This window comes from Dermacoccus sp. GAS27A, from assembly GCF_044909235.1.
GTDB classification, from domain to species: Bacteria; Actinomycetota; Actinomycetes; order Actinomycetales; family Dermatophilaceae; genus Dermacoccus; species Dermacoccus nishinomiyaensis.
In genome coordinates this window covers 110,081-125,648 of the sequence record NZ_JBIYDW010000005.1, presented here as the reverse complement: position 1 = coordinate 125,648, position 15,568 = coordinate 110,081, and the positions used below count along the sequence as shown (strand labels likewise).

At 69.9% G+C, this 15,568-nt stretch carries 12 protein-coding genes; 5 read left to right on the top strand and 7 right to left on the bottom strand.

Annotated elements, in window-relative coordinates; translation table 11 throughout:
• Nucleotides 1–26: 26 nt before the first annotated feature.
• Nucleotides 27–560, bottom strand: a complete 534-nt coding sequence (locus ABH936_RS06950; RefSeq protein ID WP_404602924.1) for an isochorismatase family protein — start codon at nt 558–560, stop codon at nt 27–29.
• A 258-nt stretch (nt 561–818) separates the two neighbouring features.
• Here ABH936_RS06950 and ABH936_RS06945 point away from each other — a divergent pair, with 258 nt between their 5' ends.
• From ABH936_RS06945 to ABH936_RS06925, 5 genes are all read left to right on the top strand, one after another.
• Entirely contained in the window at nt 819–2,348 is a 1,530-nt protein-coding gene (locus ABH936_RS06945; RefSeq protein ID WP_404602923.1) for an AMP-binding protein, read from the top strand.
• Between the two features lie 54 nt (nt 2,349–2,402).
• On the top strand, nt 2,403–3,164 hold the full coding sequence (locus ABH936_RS06940; RefSeq protein WP_006946150.1) for an SDR family oxidoreductase: 762 nt from the start codon (nt 2,403–2,405) through the stop codon (nt 3,162–3,164).
• A 122-nt stretch (nt 3,165–3,286) separates the two neighbouring features.
• Complete coding sequence (gene fabG, locus ABH936_RS06935; RefSeq protein WP_006946283.1) at nt 3,287–4,039, top strand: 3-oxoacyl-ACP reductase FabG; 753 nt, start codon at nt 3,287–3,289, stop codon at nt 4,037–4,039.
• A 20-nt stretch (nt 4,040–4,059) separates the two neighbouring features.
• A complete protein-coding gene (locus ABH936_RS06930; RefSeq protein WP_144707931.1) occupies nt 4,060–4,512 on the top strand; it encodes a MaoC family dehydratase in 453 nt (150 codons plus the stop codon).
• A 759-nt stretch (nt 4,513–5,271) separates the two neighbouring features.
• Entirely contained in the window at nt 5,272–6,579 is a 1,308-nt protein-coding gene (locus ABH936_RS06925; protein ID WP_144708528.1) for an ISL3 family transposase, read from the top strand.
• A 24-nt stretch (nt 6,580–6,603) separates the two neighbouring features.
• On the opposite strand, the gene pepN is transcribed toward ABH936_RS06925, so the two are convergent.
• From pepN to ABH936_RS06895, 6 genes are all read right to left on the bottom strand, one after another.
• Nucleotides 6,604–9,387 (bottom strand): aminopeptidase N, encoded by a 2,784-nt coding sequence (pepN, locus tag ABH936_RS06920; protein WP_404602922.1) that lies wholly within the window; start codon nt 9,385–9,387, stop codon nt 6,604–6,606.
• 62 nt (nt 9,388–9,449) lie between these two features.
• The gene (locus ABH936_RS06915) at nt 9,450–10,967 is read right to left on the bottom strand and encodes an NADH-quinone oxidoreductase subunit N (protein ID WP_083607224.1); all 1,518 of its coding nucleotides are present in this window, start codon (nt 10,965–10,967) and stop codon (nt 9,450–9,452) included.
• The gene (locus tag ABH936_RS06910; protein ID WP_136788543.1) at nt 10,964–12,631 is read right to left on the bottom strand and encodes a NuoM family protein; all 1,668 of its coding nucleotides are present in this window, start codon (nt 12,629–12,631) and stop codon (nt 10,964–10,966) included. Before ABH936_RS06910 ends, ABH936_RS06915 begins: the two co-directional genes overlap by 4 nt.
• Entirely contained in the window at nt 12,628–14,604 is a 1,977-nt protein-coding gene (locus ABH936_RS06905; RefSeq protein ID WP_404602921.1) for an NADH-quinone oxidoreductase subunit L, read from the bottom strand. Before ABH936_RS06905 ends, ABH936_RS06910 begins: the two co-directional genes overlap by 4 nt.
• Entirely contained in the window at nt 14,601–15,047 is a 447-nt protein-coding gene (gene nuoK / locus ABH936_RS06900) for an NADH-quinone oxidoreductase subunit NuoK (protein ID WP_083603995.1), read from the bottom strand. The genes ABH936_RS06905 and nuoK overlap by 4 nt, the downstream gene beginning before the upstream one ends.
• The gene (locus tag ABH936_RS06895) at nt 15,044–15,556 is read right to left on the bottom strand and encodes an NADH-quinone oxidoreductase subunit J (RefSeq protein ID WP_404602920.1); all 513 of its coding nucleotides are present in this window, start codon (nt 15,554–15,556) and stop codon (nt 15,044–15,046) included. The genes nuoK and ABH936_RS06895 overlap by 4 nt, the downstream gene beginning before the upstream one ends.
• Between the last annotated feature and the right edge of the window lie 12 nt (nt 15,557–15,568).

Below are 15,568 nucleotides of genomic sequence, written 5' to 3'. Positions count from 1 at the left end.
ACCCTCGTGGGAGCGGCTGCCACCCGTCAGGCGAACGCGTCGGCGGCTGTCGTCTGCGAGCCCACCGCGTCAGGCTGCTTCGTCCAGGACGCTTGGGCGTTGAGGACGCGGATGGCTTCGTCCGGGCCGTAGGGCAGGCCATTTTCGCGCATGTCGGCGGTCGTGTGCGCGTCTTCGACGAGCGTCATGTCGTAGCCGCGGTGGATGCCGCCGTAGAACGTCGAGCGGATGCAGGCGTCGGTCTGGGCGCCGCAGAGGACGATGCGTTTGACGTCGCGCTCCTGCAGACGTTCGGCGAGGTCGGTCTCGACGAACGCATCACCCCACGTCTTGTGGACGACCAGTTCGCCAGGTGCCGGAACAAGCTGCGGGACGACCTGCCATGCGTCGCTGTCACGCGGCATCCCCGGCTCGGAGTGCTGCACCCAGATGACGGGCACACCCTGCTCACGCGCCCGATCGACGAGCGATGAGATCTTCGCGACGACGTCGTCGCTGTTGACGGATTCGGCCATGACATCGTTCTGCACATCGACGACGAGAAGTGCTGTTTCGCTCATGCAGTCAGCGTAGGTGGCCCCGGTGACAACGCTGCCCGGACGTCCCACTCGATGCAGAACGACGCCAGGTGGGGACGCGGCGGCCCGCGGACGTCCCACTTCATGTCAGGTGGCGCCATGTGGGGAAGTCATCAGGCCTGACGGGCAGTGCGCAGGACAACGCCATCCAGTTGTTGAGCAATGCTCAACAAGATGCCCCAGGAGCGTTGTCGGTGTGGTGTGATGTGATGCACAGCACAATCAACGTCTGGAGTGCACATGTCCGAGCTGCCCCTCGTCTCCACCACGCTCTCCCTCGCCAGCGTGCTCGCCGAACCGGCGCGCCGCACCCCTGACGCTCTTGCCCTGATCGAGGGCGAGCGTCGACTCACGTACGCGGAGGTCTGGCGCGAGGCGCGCACGGTCGCCGCGCAACTCATCGCGGACGGCGTCACGCCCGGCGACCGCGTCGCGCTGCTGGCGCCCAACGTCGTCGAGTTCGTCACGAGCTACTACGGCATCCTCGCGGCGGGTGGCGTCGTCGTCCCCGTGCCGACGCTGCTGCAAGGGCGCGAGGCCGCCTACCTCCTGGAGACGGCCGAGGTGAGCCGCCTGCTCCACCACCCGGCTGTCGCGGCGACGGCGACGAAGGCGTCGGAGATCACCGGCGTCCCCGCGGTCGACATCACGACGTACGCGGCCAGCGCCGAACCCATCAGCAACTTCGTGGCACGCGAGCCGCTCGACCCCGCCGTCATCTTCTTCACGAGCGGCACGACGGGCAAGCCCAAGGGTGCGATCCTCACCCATCTCAACCTGGTGATGAACTGCACGGTCAGCGCGTTCGACGGCAACGGCGTCGCGGCGGGCGCCGTCGTCCTGGGGTGCCTGCCGTTGTTCCACATCTTCGGTCAGTCCGTCTCGCTCAACGCGGCGTTCCGGCGCAGCGTCACCGTCGTCCTGCAGCCGCGTTTCGACGCGACGGAGGCGCTGCGCCTCATGAACGCCGAGGGCGTGACGATGATCTGCGCCGTCCCGACGATGTACATCCAGCTCCTCAAGGCAGTCGGCGAGCACCCCGAGATCCCCGTCCCGCAGCTCGCCGATGCCATCAGCGGCGGCGCGTCGCTGCCCGTAGCCGTGCTCGAGAAGTTCGAGAGGGTGTTCTCGACGAAGATCCACGAGGGCTACGGCCTCAGCGAGACCTCGCCGTCGATCACGTCGAACCAGGAGGCGCTCGGCGTCGAACCGGGCACCGTCGGACACGCGCTGTGGGGCATCGACATGGGCATCGCCGACCTGACGGTGCCCGAACGCGTCGAGCTGCTGCCGCCGGGCGAACGCGGCGAGGTCGTCTGCCGCGGCCACGCCATCTTCGCCGGCTACTGGAACAACCCGGCCGCGAGCGCCGAAGCCCTGCAGGACGGATGGTTCCGCACCGGCGACATCGGCATCCAGGACGAGACGGGGCGGATGCGCATCGTCGACCGAACGAAGGATCTCGTCATCCGCGGCGGGTACAACGTCTACCCGCGCGAGGTCGAGGAGACGCTGATGCGCTATGACGGCGTCGCGCAGGTCGCCGTGATCGGCGTGCCCGACGAGCAGTACGGCGAGGAGATCATGGCCGTCGTCGTGCCGTCCGACGACGCTGCGCTCGACGCTGAGACGCTCGTCGCCTGGAGCCGAGAGCAGCTCGGATCGCACAAGTACCCGCGCCGCGTCGACATCGTCGAGGCGCTGCCGCTCGGGCCGAGCATGAAGGTGCTCAAGCGCGAACTTCGCACGAGGTACGCCGAAGGGGCATAGTGTTGTTGAGCAACGCTCAATAGCGTTGCGTGCGTCTTTCGAGAGGAATGCTTCATGACTGCACAGGCCAGCCGCTTCACTGGCAAGGTCGCGATCGTCACCGGCGCGAGCCGCGGGATCGGCCTCGCCATCGCCCAGCGCTTCGTCGACGAGGGCGCGAACGTCATCATCACCGCGCGCGGCCAGGAGACGCTCGATGCGGCCGTCGCGCAGCTCGGCGACGCGGCCGTCGCCGTCGCCGGCAAAGCGCAGGACAAGGCGCACCAGGACGAGGTCGTGCGCACCGCGATGGAGCGCTGGGGCCGCATCGACGTGCTCGTCAACAACACGGGCATCAACCCCGTCTACGGCGGCCTCATGGACCTCGACGACGACGCGGCGCGCAAGATCGCCGACGTCAACCTGCTCGCGACGCTGTCGTGGACGCGCGCCGTCTGGAACGCGTGGATGAAGGACAACGGCGGCTCGGTCGTCAACCTCGCGAGCATCGCCGGGCTGCGCGCCGCACCCGGCATCGCGTTCTACGGCGTGACGAAGGCCGGCGTCATCCACATGACGGAGGAGCTCGCCGCCGAACTCGGCCCGAAGGTGCGCGTCAACGCCGTCGCCCCCGCCGTCGTCAAGACCGACTTCGCGAAGGCCCTGTACGAGGGACGCGAGGAATCCGTCGCCAAGCCCTACCCGCTCAAGCGCCTCGGCGCGCCGGAGGACATCGCGGGGCCCGTCGCGTTCCTCGCCTCCGACGACGCCGCGTGGATGACGGGCCAGACGCTCGTCGTCGACGGCGGCATCACCGTCACCGGCGGGCTCGTCTGAGACCTGCTGCCGGCAACTACCGGCCATCACTGTTTGGGTGCACGTGCACCCGGGTGCACGTGCACGCGAGTAGATGAGCCACGAAACCTGAACGACCCCCCGCTCCACGAAAGGACTTCCCCATGACCCAGCGAACCGCCATCGTCACCGGAGCCGCGCGCGGCATCGGCGCCGCCGTCGCCAAGCGCCTCGCTGCGGACGGCATGAAGGTCGCCGTCCTCGACCTCGACGAATCCGCTTGCGCGGCAACGGTCGAGGCCATCAAGACCGCCGGCGGCGACGCCCTGGCCGTCGGCTGCGATGTCGCCGATGAGGAGAGCGTCAAGGGCGCCGTCGCCCGCGTTGCCGACGAGCTCGGCGCGCCGACCGTCCTCGTCAACAACGCCGGCATCCTGCGCGACAACCTGCTGTTCAAGATGTCGGCCGACGACTGGGACATGGTGATGAACGTGCACCTGCGCGGCTCGTTCCTCATGTCGCGCGAGTGCCAGGCGCACATGACGAAGGAGGGTTTCGGCCGCATCGTCAACCTGTCGTCGAGCTCCGCGCTCGGCAACCGCGGCCAGGCGAACTACTCGGCCGCGAAGGCGGGGCTGCAGGGCTTCACGAAGACGCTCGCCATCGAGCTCGGTAAGTTCGGCGTGACGGCGAATGCCATCGCCCCGGGCTTCATCGAGACGGACATGACGGCGGCGACGGCCGAGCGCGTCGGCGTGCCGTTCGAGGACTTCATCAAGGGCGCCGCCGAGATGACGGCCGTCAAGAAGGCCGGCCAGCCCGACGACATCGCCAACGCGGCGTCGTTCTTCTGCGACGAGCGCTCCGGGTACGTCTCCGGGCAGGTGCTGTACGTCGCCGGCGGACCGCTCTGCTGAACCGGGACGAGGAGAACACCATGCGAACGTTCAACGGACTCGACGAACTCAAGACGGCTGTCGGCGAGCATCTCGGCACGAGCGAGTGGCACGAGATCACGCAGAAGATGGTCGACCAGTTCGCGGACGGCACCGGCGACCACCAGTGGATCCACGTCGACCCCGAACGCGCCAAGAGCGGCCCGTTCGGCACGACCATCGCGCACGGCTACCTGACGTTGTCGCTCGCGCCGATGCTGTCGTCGGAGATCTGGACGATCGAAGGCATCACGATGGCCGTCAACTACGGCTCGAACAAGGTGCGCTTCACGCAGCCCGTGCCCGTGGGGTCGCGGGTGCGCGGCAGCATCGTGCTCGACAGCGTCGACGAGAGCCCCAAGGGCGCCCAGGTCGCCATGACGCTGACCGTCGAGATCGAGGGTCAAGAGCGACCCGCGTGCGTCGCGCAGACGCTGAGCGTCATCGTGCCCTGACGATCGGCGCCGCTGCGCTCGTGTTCGAGCGCGCACGATGGCGGGTGACTCACGAGGTGGAGGGCAGTTTCGAACCAACCAGTGAGTTACCCGCCATCATGCGTCAGGCCTGCGATTCGTCGGTCCCTGGGTCGATGAACGCGGCCCCTATTCTGCGGGACTCCTCGTCCCCCAACCACTCGAGCGCATGAATCGGGGCGGGGCGACCGCCCTGCCTGACCCCTGTCCACTCTCGTCGAGCCCACTGTTCGGTCTCGGCCTCGATTGCCGCGCCGTCACTCAGCCAGATGTCTGTGCACACTCCGTCCGGCAGGTCGAGCCACAGAATCGCGTTCTCGTAGGGTGCCGACCAGCATCGCCACCACAGATGACCACTCTCGAGCGTGGCGAGGCGAACCGATTCGACGTACAGAACTCCTGAGCGACCATCGGGCAACGTGGCACGCGCCGCGCGATCGCGAAACGGGTCGAGACACGGATCGGGCACGAACCCCGTCTCGAGATCGGGCTTTGGTGGCTCTTCACGAACGAGGGTGTAGTCGGTTGAGCGCGTCAGTGGCCGGGTAGGGGTCGAGGTCTCCCGGATGATGGAAGTTCTTCACGCTCGCCATCCCGAAAGACCTCGACGTGCTCCACCCTACTTTCGCGGCTCTTCACGAACGAGGGCGTAGTCGGTTGAGCGCGTCAGTGGCCGGGTAGGGGTCGAGGTCTCCCGGATGATGGAAGTTCTTCACGCTCGCCATCCCGAAAGACCTCGACGTGCTCCACCCTACTTTCGCGACCCCTGACCTGACCACGTTCTGCCGCCTCGACGAGCTCGGCCTCGTCGCCGTCGGCCAGCTGATCGAGCCGGATCGGGCCACGATCGAATGCCGCGTCGTCGAGGACGACCCGTGGTGTCGGAAGTGCGGTGTCGAGGGCGTGCCGCGGGACACGGTCACGCGTCGACTGGCGCACGAGCCGTTCGGGCACCGGCCGACGACCCTGCTGGTGCGGGTGCGCCGGTACCGGTGCGGACACTGCCGGCGCACGTGGCGGCAGGACATGACGCGGGCAGCGGCGCCGCGTGCGAAGATCTCCCGCGGCGGCCTGGAGTGGGCGCTGCGGGGCATCGTCATCGACCACCTCACCGTCACCCGCGTCGCCGCAGGTCTCGGGGTGTCCTGGAGTGCCGCGAACGCCGCCGTCCTCGCGGAAGGCAAGCGGCGCCTGATCGACGACCCCGCCCGGTTCGACGGGGTCACCACGATCGGTGTCGACGAGCACGTCTGGCGACACATGAGGCTGGGCGACAAGTACGTCACCGTGATCATCGACCTCACGCCCGCGAGGAACAAGACCGGGCCGGCGAGGCTGCTGGACATGGTCGAGGGCCGCTCCAAGACGGTGTTCAAGCAGTGGCTCGCCGCCCGCCCTGCGGACTGGGCGAAGCGGATCGAGGTGGTCGCGATGGACGGCTTCGCCGGGTTCAAGACCGCTGCCGCCGAGGAACTCCCCGACGCCGTCCCCGTCATGGACCCCTTCCACGTGGTCCGCCTCGCCGGCGACGCGCTGGATGTTTGCCGGCGTCGGGTCCAGCAAGACACCACCGGTCACCGCGGGCTCAAGGGCGACCCGCTCTACAAAGCCCGCCGCACCCTGCACACCGGGGCGAGCCTGCTCACCGACCGGCAGCGGGCACGCCTGGACGCAGTGTTCGCGAGCGAGGAGCACGTCGAGGTTGAGGCGACCTGGGGCATCTACCAGCGCATCGTCGCGGCCTACCGGGAGCCCGACAAGAAGAAAGCGAAGGCGATGATGCAGGAGGTGATCGCTGCGATCAGCAGCGGCGTTCCCGCGGCGCTCGTCGAGGTCCGCAAACTCGGCCGGACCATGAAGCAGCGGGCGGGCGACGTCCTCGCGTTCTTCGACCGCCCCGGCACCAGCAACGGCCCGACCGAGGCCATCAACGGGCGACTCGAACACCTCCGCGGCTCCGCCCTCGGCTTCCGCAACCTCACCCACTACATCGCTCGGTCGCTGCTCGAAGCCGGAGGGTTCAGACCCGCGCTACACCCTCGTTCGTGAAGAGCCGCTTTGGTGACAGCCCGGTCAGCCCTCGACGAACGCGGCGCGCGAGGCGAGGACCTCACGCACGAGGGCCTGCTGATCGACGACGGCACGGCGCACCGATGCGGGCAGGTCGCGCTCGAGCATGCGGCGGGCTTCGACGTCGAGTTCCTCGCTCGCGAGGGCCGTCGGGAACGCAAGCGACGCGACGCGGGCGAGCGCGTCCTCGCCCACCCACGCGCGCATCGCGGGAACGTCGCTGACGTAGCGCTCGATGTACGGCGCAAGGGTGGCCTCGTCGTCGGCCGACCAAAAACCCGTGGCGAGCGCGTTCATCTCGTAGTTGCTGTGCGCCGGCGTGTCATCGGTGGGAGCGGCCGTCAGCTCCTCCCACGCCCATTCCTTCGCCTCCGCGGTCGGGAACGACGCCCGTGCCGTGAGATAGCCGAGCTGACCCGACATCGTCTCGTCAGCCGCGAGGGCGTCGCCGAGCTCGGCGATCGTCACCGCGTCGAGCTGTGCGAGGCGACGCGCCACGCGCCACCGGAACGGTGCGTCACCGTCGAGCCCCGCCGGCAGGCCCTCCCCCGCGAACCACGGACGCAGACGCTCGGCGTCGCCCGTCGAGGCGACGAGACGCGCCCCCGCGAGGAGGCGGGGATCGTCGACGGCATCGACCCGTGCGCCCGAGGACGCACCGGCCGAAGTCGATGACGGTGCGCCGGCAGGGCTCAGCGAAGATGCGCCGGCAGCGCTCGACGACGGGCTGGCAGTGCTCGTCGAGGACGCCGCTGACATGGCGCTCGTCGAAGAATCCGATGCCGCAGCCATGAGCTGCTCCCCCACCGCGGCGAGACGTGCCGCAGCGTCCGAACGCTCGGACCACGGCATGAAGCGTCCGACGACCTGCCCCAGGGCCACGCCGACGGCGACGTCGAGCACGGGCATCTGCGTCTCGGCCGGCAGCGCGCCCTCGGCGATGGCGAGCACCTGCTGCGGGGAGACGACAGCCGTCGCGAGGCCGTGGGCGAGTGCCGTCCAGATCATGCCGCGCGTGGTTGCGTCGGCGATGCCGGGCAGTGCGGTCGGCAGCGCAGCGAGGGTCGCGGCGTCGAACTCGACGCCCGCCCACGTCAGATCACCGGCGTTCGGGATGATGGCGGCGACCTGCTCACCGCGCGCCATCGCTCCGCTCACCTCGGGAAGGTCGACGCGGCCCGCAGCGCCCGTCAGGTCGTCGACGGCGACGAGGGCGCCGTCGGCTGAATGGGCGCTCACGCGGAGGGTGTGCGTGCGCTCGGCAGGCCACTGCGTGTTGGCCTCGATGACGAGGTGGGGCGCGCTCGTCGTGTCAGCCGCGGCGGAGGCATCGTGATCCGAGGGAGCGGACGCAGCCGGGTCGCGGGCGTCGTCGAGCGTGCGGGTGGTACGTGCTGCGTCATCGGCACCCTCGGTCACCACACCGCGGGCCGCGCCGACGAACCCGTCGACGCGGAGGGTGTCCATGCCGGCCGTCTCGAGCCACGCGGCGGCCCATCGCGTCAGGTCGGTGCCGGAGGCCTCTTCGAGGGAGGCGAGGAAGTCGGCGAGCGTCGCGTTGGCGAACGCGTGCCGCTGCAGGTGCAGTCGAACGCCTGCGATGAACGCGTCGTCACCGATGTGGTGGATGAGCTGACGCAGCACCGCCGAACCCTTGGCGTAGGAGATGCCGTCGAAGTTCTGCAGCGCCGTGTCGGTGTCGGGCGCGGGCGCGCCCGCGACGGGGTGCGTCGACGGCGACCGCTCCGCCGCGTAACCCCATGCCTTGCGGCCGGCGGCGACGTCGACCCACGCGTCGTCGAACTCGGTGGCCGCGACGAGCGTGCGGTTGGCCATGTACTCGGCGAACGACTCGTTGAGCCACAGGTCGTCCCACCACTGCATCGTCACGAGGTCGCCGAACCACATGTGCGCCATCTCGTGGCTGATCGTGTTGGCGCGCGACAGGTGCTCGGTGCGGCTCGCGGCGCCGGTGAAGACGAGCTGGTCGCGGAACGTCACGCACCCCGGGTTCTCCATCGCGCCCGCGTTGAACTCAGGAACGAACACCTGGTGGTACTCGCCGAACGGGTATCGGATGCCGAACAGCTGGTGGTAGTAGTCGAACGACTCGCGCGTCACGGTGAGCATCTCGTCGGCCTGCGCCTCGAGCCGGTCGCGCAACGAGGCGCGCGCGTGCAGCGCGAGGGGAATGCCGTCGTGCTCAGCCGTGACGGTGGCGAAGGGGCCGGCGCAGACGGTGACGAAATACGTCGCGAGCGGTTTCGTCGTCGCAGCGCGCCAGAGCTGCGGCTCGACCTCGCGCATGGCGCCGTTGGCGACGACCGTCCACCCCTGCGGGGCGCGCACGGTGACGTCGTACGGCGCCTTGAGGTCGGGCTGGTCGAAGCAGGCGTAGACGCGCGATGCCGCGTCCATGAACAGGTGGCCGTAGACGTAGTCGTTGCTGTCGGCGGGGTCGGTGGCCCGGTGCAGGCCCTGCCCGTCGCGCCCGTACGTCATGCGCGCGGTGACGACGAGTTCGTTGCGCTCGGCGAGATCGTCGAGGCGCAGGCGACGACCGTCGAGGGCCGTGGTGACGTCGAGGTCACGCCCGTTGAGCGACGCTGACAGCAGCTCGTCGGGGTCGAGGTCGACGAACGTCGACGCTCCGGCCTGCGCGTCGAACGTCAGCGTCGTCGTCGAACCGAACGTGCGGGGCCCCGCGTCGAGATCGAGGTCGATGCGGTAGGCCGTCGGATGCACGATCGCGGCTCGTGCTTGCGCTTCGTCACGCGTCAGAGTCATGCTGCCATCCTGCCAGCCCAGGGTGTGCCGCAGGTGGAACGCGGTTACCGACGGCGCGGGCCTCAGAAGAAGCGCAGCAGCAACGACGGCAGGATGCTCGTCGCGACGAGCACGAGCGCCATCAGCGCGATGACGACGCGGTGGCCGCGCGTCGTGACGACCAACGGCGAGGCCGCCGCGCCTGCGGACGTACCCACGACGGTCGCGCCCGCCCCCTCGACGGAGTCAGCGGCCGGCGCATCGGATGCGTCGCCCGTCGCGTCACCGATCGGCACGAACATCGCGACGATCCAGCGCAGGTACACCGCCACGCCGAGCAGCGTGTTGAGCACCGCGAACCCGAGCAGCCACCACGAGTGGTCGACGGCGACGGGTTTCATCGCGACGACCTTCGCGACGACACCGACGATGCTCGGCGGCAACCCGGCGAGCGCGAGCAGGCCGAGCGCCATCGTCGCCGCACTCAGCGGATGCGAGCGGAACATGCCGCGCAGCGAGTCGATCTGCACTGCCCGGCCGGGCCGCTCGAACGCGGCGAGGACGACGAACACCGCGGCCGTGCCCAGCGTGTAGAGCGCAAGATACTGTGCGGCTGCATGCGTCGAACCGGCCGAGACGCTCGTGAGCGGCAGCAGCACCCAACCGGCCTGCGCAACCGTCGACCACGCCATGAGACGCAGCAGATCGACCTGACGCAGCGCCATGACGTTGCCGAGCGTCATCGACAACGCCGCGATGATGCCGAGGGCCGTCTGCGCCGGCGAACCGAGCGCGGACGCCGCCGACACGACGACGAGCATCGCGCCGAGCGCGCCCACCTTGGACGTCGTCGCGAGGAACGCCGCGACCCACGTGCCGGACCCCGCGAACGCCTCCGGCGTCCAAGCGTGGAACGGCGCGAGCGACAGCTTGAAACCCACACCGGCGAGCACGAGCATCATCGCGACGACGGCGAGCGGCTTGCGGGCCGGGTCGGCGAACGCCGTGATGACGGCGTCACCGCTCATCGCGATGGTGCCCGTCGCAGCAAACCACAACGCACACCCCAGCGCGAGCACGGCGAACGACGCGAGCGCCGTGACGAGCAACGTCAACGCACCGTGCGCGGCCGCCCGGCCACCGCGCAACGCGACGAGGGCGATGCTCGGCAGCGTCGCGAGTTCGAGGAGCACGAGCCACGATGCGAGGTCTCGCGCGGCGACGACGCCGACGCATCCGGCCGTCGCGGACAGCACGAGCATGGCGCGCACCGCGGCGCGTTGAGGGGACGTCGGACGCACCGGCTCGAGCGCCGCGAGCACGACGACGACGAGCGCCGAGACGAGCGCCAACCCCACGAGGCCCGTACCCGGCGCGTCGAGACGCCACCAGCATTGCCCGCCGGAGCACAACGTCGCCACGTGCCCTCGGCGCCCCGCGACGACGAGGGCACCCAACGCACCGACCAGACCGAGAGCCGCGATGATCCACGGCAACCGCGCCTTGGCGTGGAAGACCACGTCGACGAGCAGCACGAGAAGCGCCGCGACCATCGGCGCGGCAGCCGGTGCGAGGGCGAGAGCGTCGACGGAGATCTTCACTTGACGCCTCCCAGCAGCGTGACGAGCTCGTCGTTCATGAGATGCATGAGGGGGCTCGGGGCGAGACCGAGGGCGATCGTCGCGAGCGTCAGCACGCCGATCGCGAGCCACTCCGCGCCCGTGACGCGCTGCGTGGCCGCGGCGCCGTCGGCCGGCGACGCGACGGCTGCCACGCCATCCGACGCGTCGGCGACGACCGTCGCGTCGAACGAACTCGCACCGGCCGGTTCCGCGCCGAGCTCGGTCGTCCTCGCGCCAGGCTGTGCCGCCGCGTCAGACGCAGCGTTCGCAGTCGCTCGACGGGCGTCATCGACAGCCGCGCGACGAGCGTCGTCCTCGAGGTCGCCGGCCCAGACGGCGCGCAATACGCGTGCGCCGTAGACTGCGGCGAGCACGGCGCCGAGGGCGGCGAGTGCCGTCAGCACGTGGAACAGGGTGTTGGGTCGTGACGGCGCATCCCACGCCGCGAAGAGTGCGAGGATTTCGCCCCAGAAACCGGCGAGCCCCGGCAGCCCGAACGCAGCGGCGACCCCGACGACCAGGGCGAACCCGAGTCGCGGATCGGTGTCACGCAATCCGAGCGCGGGCGCGTCGACGTCGACCGGCCCACGGCGCGCCTTCAGCGCACCGACGATCGCGAACAGCAGCGCCGAGATGACACCGTGCGCGATGTTGCCGTAGAGCGCGGCGCCGAAACCGATGACCTGCCCGGCCGCGAGCGCCAGCATGACGAAACCCATGTGGGCGATCGACGACCACGCGACGAGGCGTTTGAGGTCGTGTTCGACGAGACAGACGAGGCCACCGACGATGATGCCGGCGACCGCCAGGATCGCGACGATCGGCGCGATGCGGCGCCATGCGTCCGGCATCGGCAGCGCGACGAGACGGACGAAACCGTACGTGCCCAGCTTGAGCAGCACGGCGGCGAGCATCATCGAACCGGCAGTCGGTGCCGCCGTGTGAGCGCGCGGCAGCCACGCGTGCACGCCGAGCAGCGGCACCTTGACGGCGAGGCCGACGCTGATGAGCGTCGCGGCGATGAGCGTCGTCGTGAATGGCAGACGGTGTGCGGCCGTCGTGAGGTGGTCGAGGTCGCTCGTGCCGGTCGCGGCGACGAGCACGAGCAGCCCCGCGAGCATGAGCATGGAGCCACCGACGGTGTAGAGCGCGAACATCCACCCGGCGCGACGACGCTCGGCGGGCGCAGCGTCACCGAAGCGGTCGATGAGCACCCACATCGGCACGAGGGCGACCTCGAAGGCGATGAAGAAGCCGATGACGTCGCGCACCGTGAACGCGGCGACGGCCGCGCCGAGCACGACGAGCAGGCTGCCGTAGAACAGCCCCGGCGTGCCCTTCGGACGCTGACGGGACGACACGGCGACGGCGAGCAGCGTCACCGCTGCGGCGAGCACGACGAGGGGCGCGCTGATGCCGTCGATCGTCAGGTGCAGGCGCAGCCCGATCTGCGGCACCCACGGCCGGTCGACGACGGCGTCCCCCATCGCCGCGGCGAGGCCGGCGCCGAGCGACGCAGCCGCGGTCAGGAGGGCGATGCACCAGGCGGCGGTGTGCGACAGCGGACGTCCGAGACGGTCGGCCGCCATGAGAGCGGCGCCGAGACCGAGCGGCAGGGCGCTGGCGAGGAGCAGGGCGATCACCACAACGTCACCCCCACGACCGAGGCGACGACGACGCCGACGATGACCCACGACAGGCCCGTCGAGGGGCGGCGCGTGTGCGGTGCGTCGGCGAGGTCGCCGAGGCGCGCCATGCCGGCAGGCAGCGTGTCGTGCGCTGCGGCGAGACGAAGATCGGTGCCGTGGACGACATGGGCGAACCACACGATCGGCCGCGCCAGCGCGAGGTAGGCACGGTCGAGGCCGAACCCGCGCGTGGCGAGCAGCGTCATGCGACGCGGCAGGCGCCGGGAGGCGTCACCGTAGAGCTGACGCAGCGACATGATGCGCACGACGAGCACCGACGCGAGCACGAGCAGCACGGTGGCCCCCATCATCGGCAGGTTGAGATGCCGGGTGTCGATGTCGATGAGCGGCGTCAGCGCGAGGGCTCCACCGAAGATGCCGCCGAGGGCGAGCACCCACATCATGAACCGCACCATGACGCCGGGGCGCGGCAGCACCTCGTCCTCGTCGTACTCCTCGACGGCGGCGATCTCCTCGCCGTGCTCGTCGACCTCGGGCGAGGTGCGCAGTAGTTCGACGATGTCGACGTCGCGAACGACGTGCGAGTCGTTGAGGACCTGACGTTCACCGCGGCGCTCCAGCGTCGTGCGGTGCTGCAGGATGAGCCAGGCACGCATCGAATACGCGGCAGTCGCGGCGACGATGAGGAACAGCATGATGAACCCGATGAGCCCTTCGACGTGTCCGTCCGCCTGCGAGCGCGCTGCGTCGTTGATCATCGCATCCTTCGAGACGAACGCGATCGTCGGCGGCAGCCCCGCCATGGTGAACAGGCCGAGGGTCGCCGGAACGAACGTGCGCGGCAGGCGACGCAGCGACCCCGACATGCGACTCGCGAGCGTGCTGCCGATGACGACGGACAGCCAGCCGAGCAGCAAGAACAGCATCGACTTGAAGAAGGCGTGGCCGACGAGGTGGAGCAGCGCGGCGTCGGCCGAGTCACCCGGCGGGACGGCGCCGACGGCCAGCAGCATGAGCCCGACCTGGCTGACGGTCGACCACGCGAGCAACCGCTTGAGGTCGAACTGGCAGAACGCGGCCAGCGCCGCGAGCAGCGACGTGACACCGGTGACGAGGACGAGCGTCAGGCGGGCTGTCGGTTCGAGCGCGAGCAGCGGCTCGAACTGGGCGAGCACGACGGTGCCGGCGGCGACCATCGTCGCGGCGTGGATGAGCGCGGAGGCGGGCGTCGGGCCCTCCATCGCATCAGGCAGCCAGTCGCTGAACGGCAGCTGCGCCGACTTGCCGAGCACGCCGCAGACGAGGCCGAGCAGGACGGCGAGTCGCAGAGGGCCGTCGATGTGCGTCCACGTGCTGAGGATGTCGCTGATACGCGTCGTGTGCGCGACCATCGCGAGCGCCGCGAGGCCGACGATGAACGGCGCGTCTGCGAGGCGGGTGACGACGAAGGCCTTGAACGCTGCGCGGCGGGCCGCAGCGCGCTCGCTCTCGTGACCGATGAGCAGGTACGAGCACCAGCCCATGACCTCCCAGCCCATCAGCGTGAGCAGCACGTCGTTCGACAGCACGACGAGCACCATCGCTCCAGTGAACAGCGCGACGCTCGAGGCGAACACGCGATAGCGCGGATCGGAGTACAGGTACCAGCGCGCGAAGAGCTGCACCGTCAGTGGCACGAGAAGCACGACGGCGACGATGAGCGCGCTCGTCGCGTCGTCGCGCAACTGCAGCGGCACCCGCAGCGTGGGCCCGAGCGGCAGCGCGTCGAGCGTCGTGACGTCCTGCGCCACCCCCGAACCGAGATGACGCAGGACCAGCCAGACGGACGCGCCGAGCGCCGCGGCCGTCGTCACGGAGGCGAGGACGAAGGCGACGACGTTGCGGCGTCCGAGGACGAACGCCAGCAGCGCGCCGATGAGCGGCAGCGCGAGAGCCGCCTGCGCGAGGTGAGACGTCACGCTCGTCACGAAGTCACCTCCGGCGAGGATGATGAGGATGCCGGCGACGTGGTCGACGTCGCGGCCGGCGAAGCTGCGGTGGCCGTCGCGCTCGCCTCGCGAGCGCCGCTGTTCTCGCCCGTGACCTCACGCGTGTCGGCGCGTACCTCGTCGGCGTCGAGTCCTTCGCCGAGGTCGATGTGACCGCGCGCGCGGAACGCATACAGGATGATGCCGAGCGCGAGGGTCACCTCGGCGGCGGCGAGGGTGATGACGAACAGGGACATGATCTGGGCGGAGCCGCCCGGATCGGGCAGGATCGCGCTCGTCGTGACGAGCACGAGGTTCGCGGCCGCGAGCACGAGTTCGACACCGATGAGCATGAGCACGGCGTTGCGGCGCGCGAGGATGGCGTAGACACCGGCGCCGGCGAGGATCGAGGCGAGGCCGAACGGCAGCACGAGGTGGATCATCGACCGCCTCCCGAGCGTCGCGAACCGATCATCGCGAGGGCCCCGACGAGGGCGGAGAGCAAGACGAGCGAGACGACCTCGAACGGCCACGCGAACCGGCCGAACAGGTTCTGCGCGAGGTCGGTCGTCGTGCCCGAGTCGATGCGCGCGCGGCGTGTGCCGAACGCCGAGACGAACGCAGAGAACAACAGACCGCCCGTCGCCGCGGCGATGACGAGGGCGGCCATCCGCGTCATGATGGGCGCGTCGTGGTCGCCGCTGCGCCCGATCGGCGCGCGCGTCAGCATGACGGCGAACAGGACGAGGACGACGACCGCGCCGACGTAGACGAGCAACTGCACGAGCGCGACGAGTTCGGCGCCGAGGACGAGGTAGCAGCCCGACAGCGTCGCGAGGCACACCGTCAGCCACAGTGCCGCGTGGACGATCTGCCGCGTCGCCACCGCACAGATCGCGGACGCGGCGCTGATGAGGCCGAGGCAGGCGAACAGGGCGTCATGGACGGTCATGGTCGCTCCCCC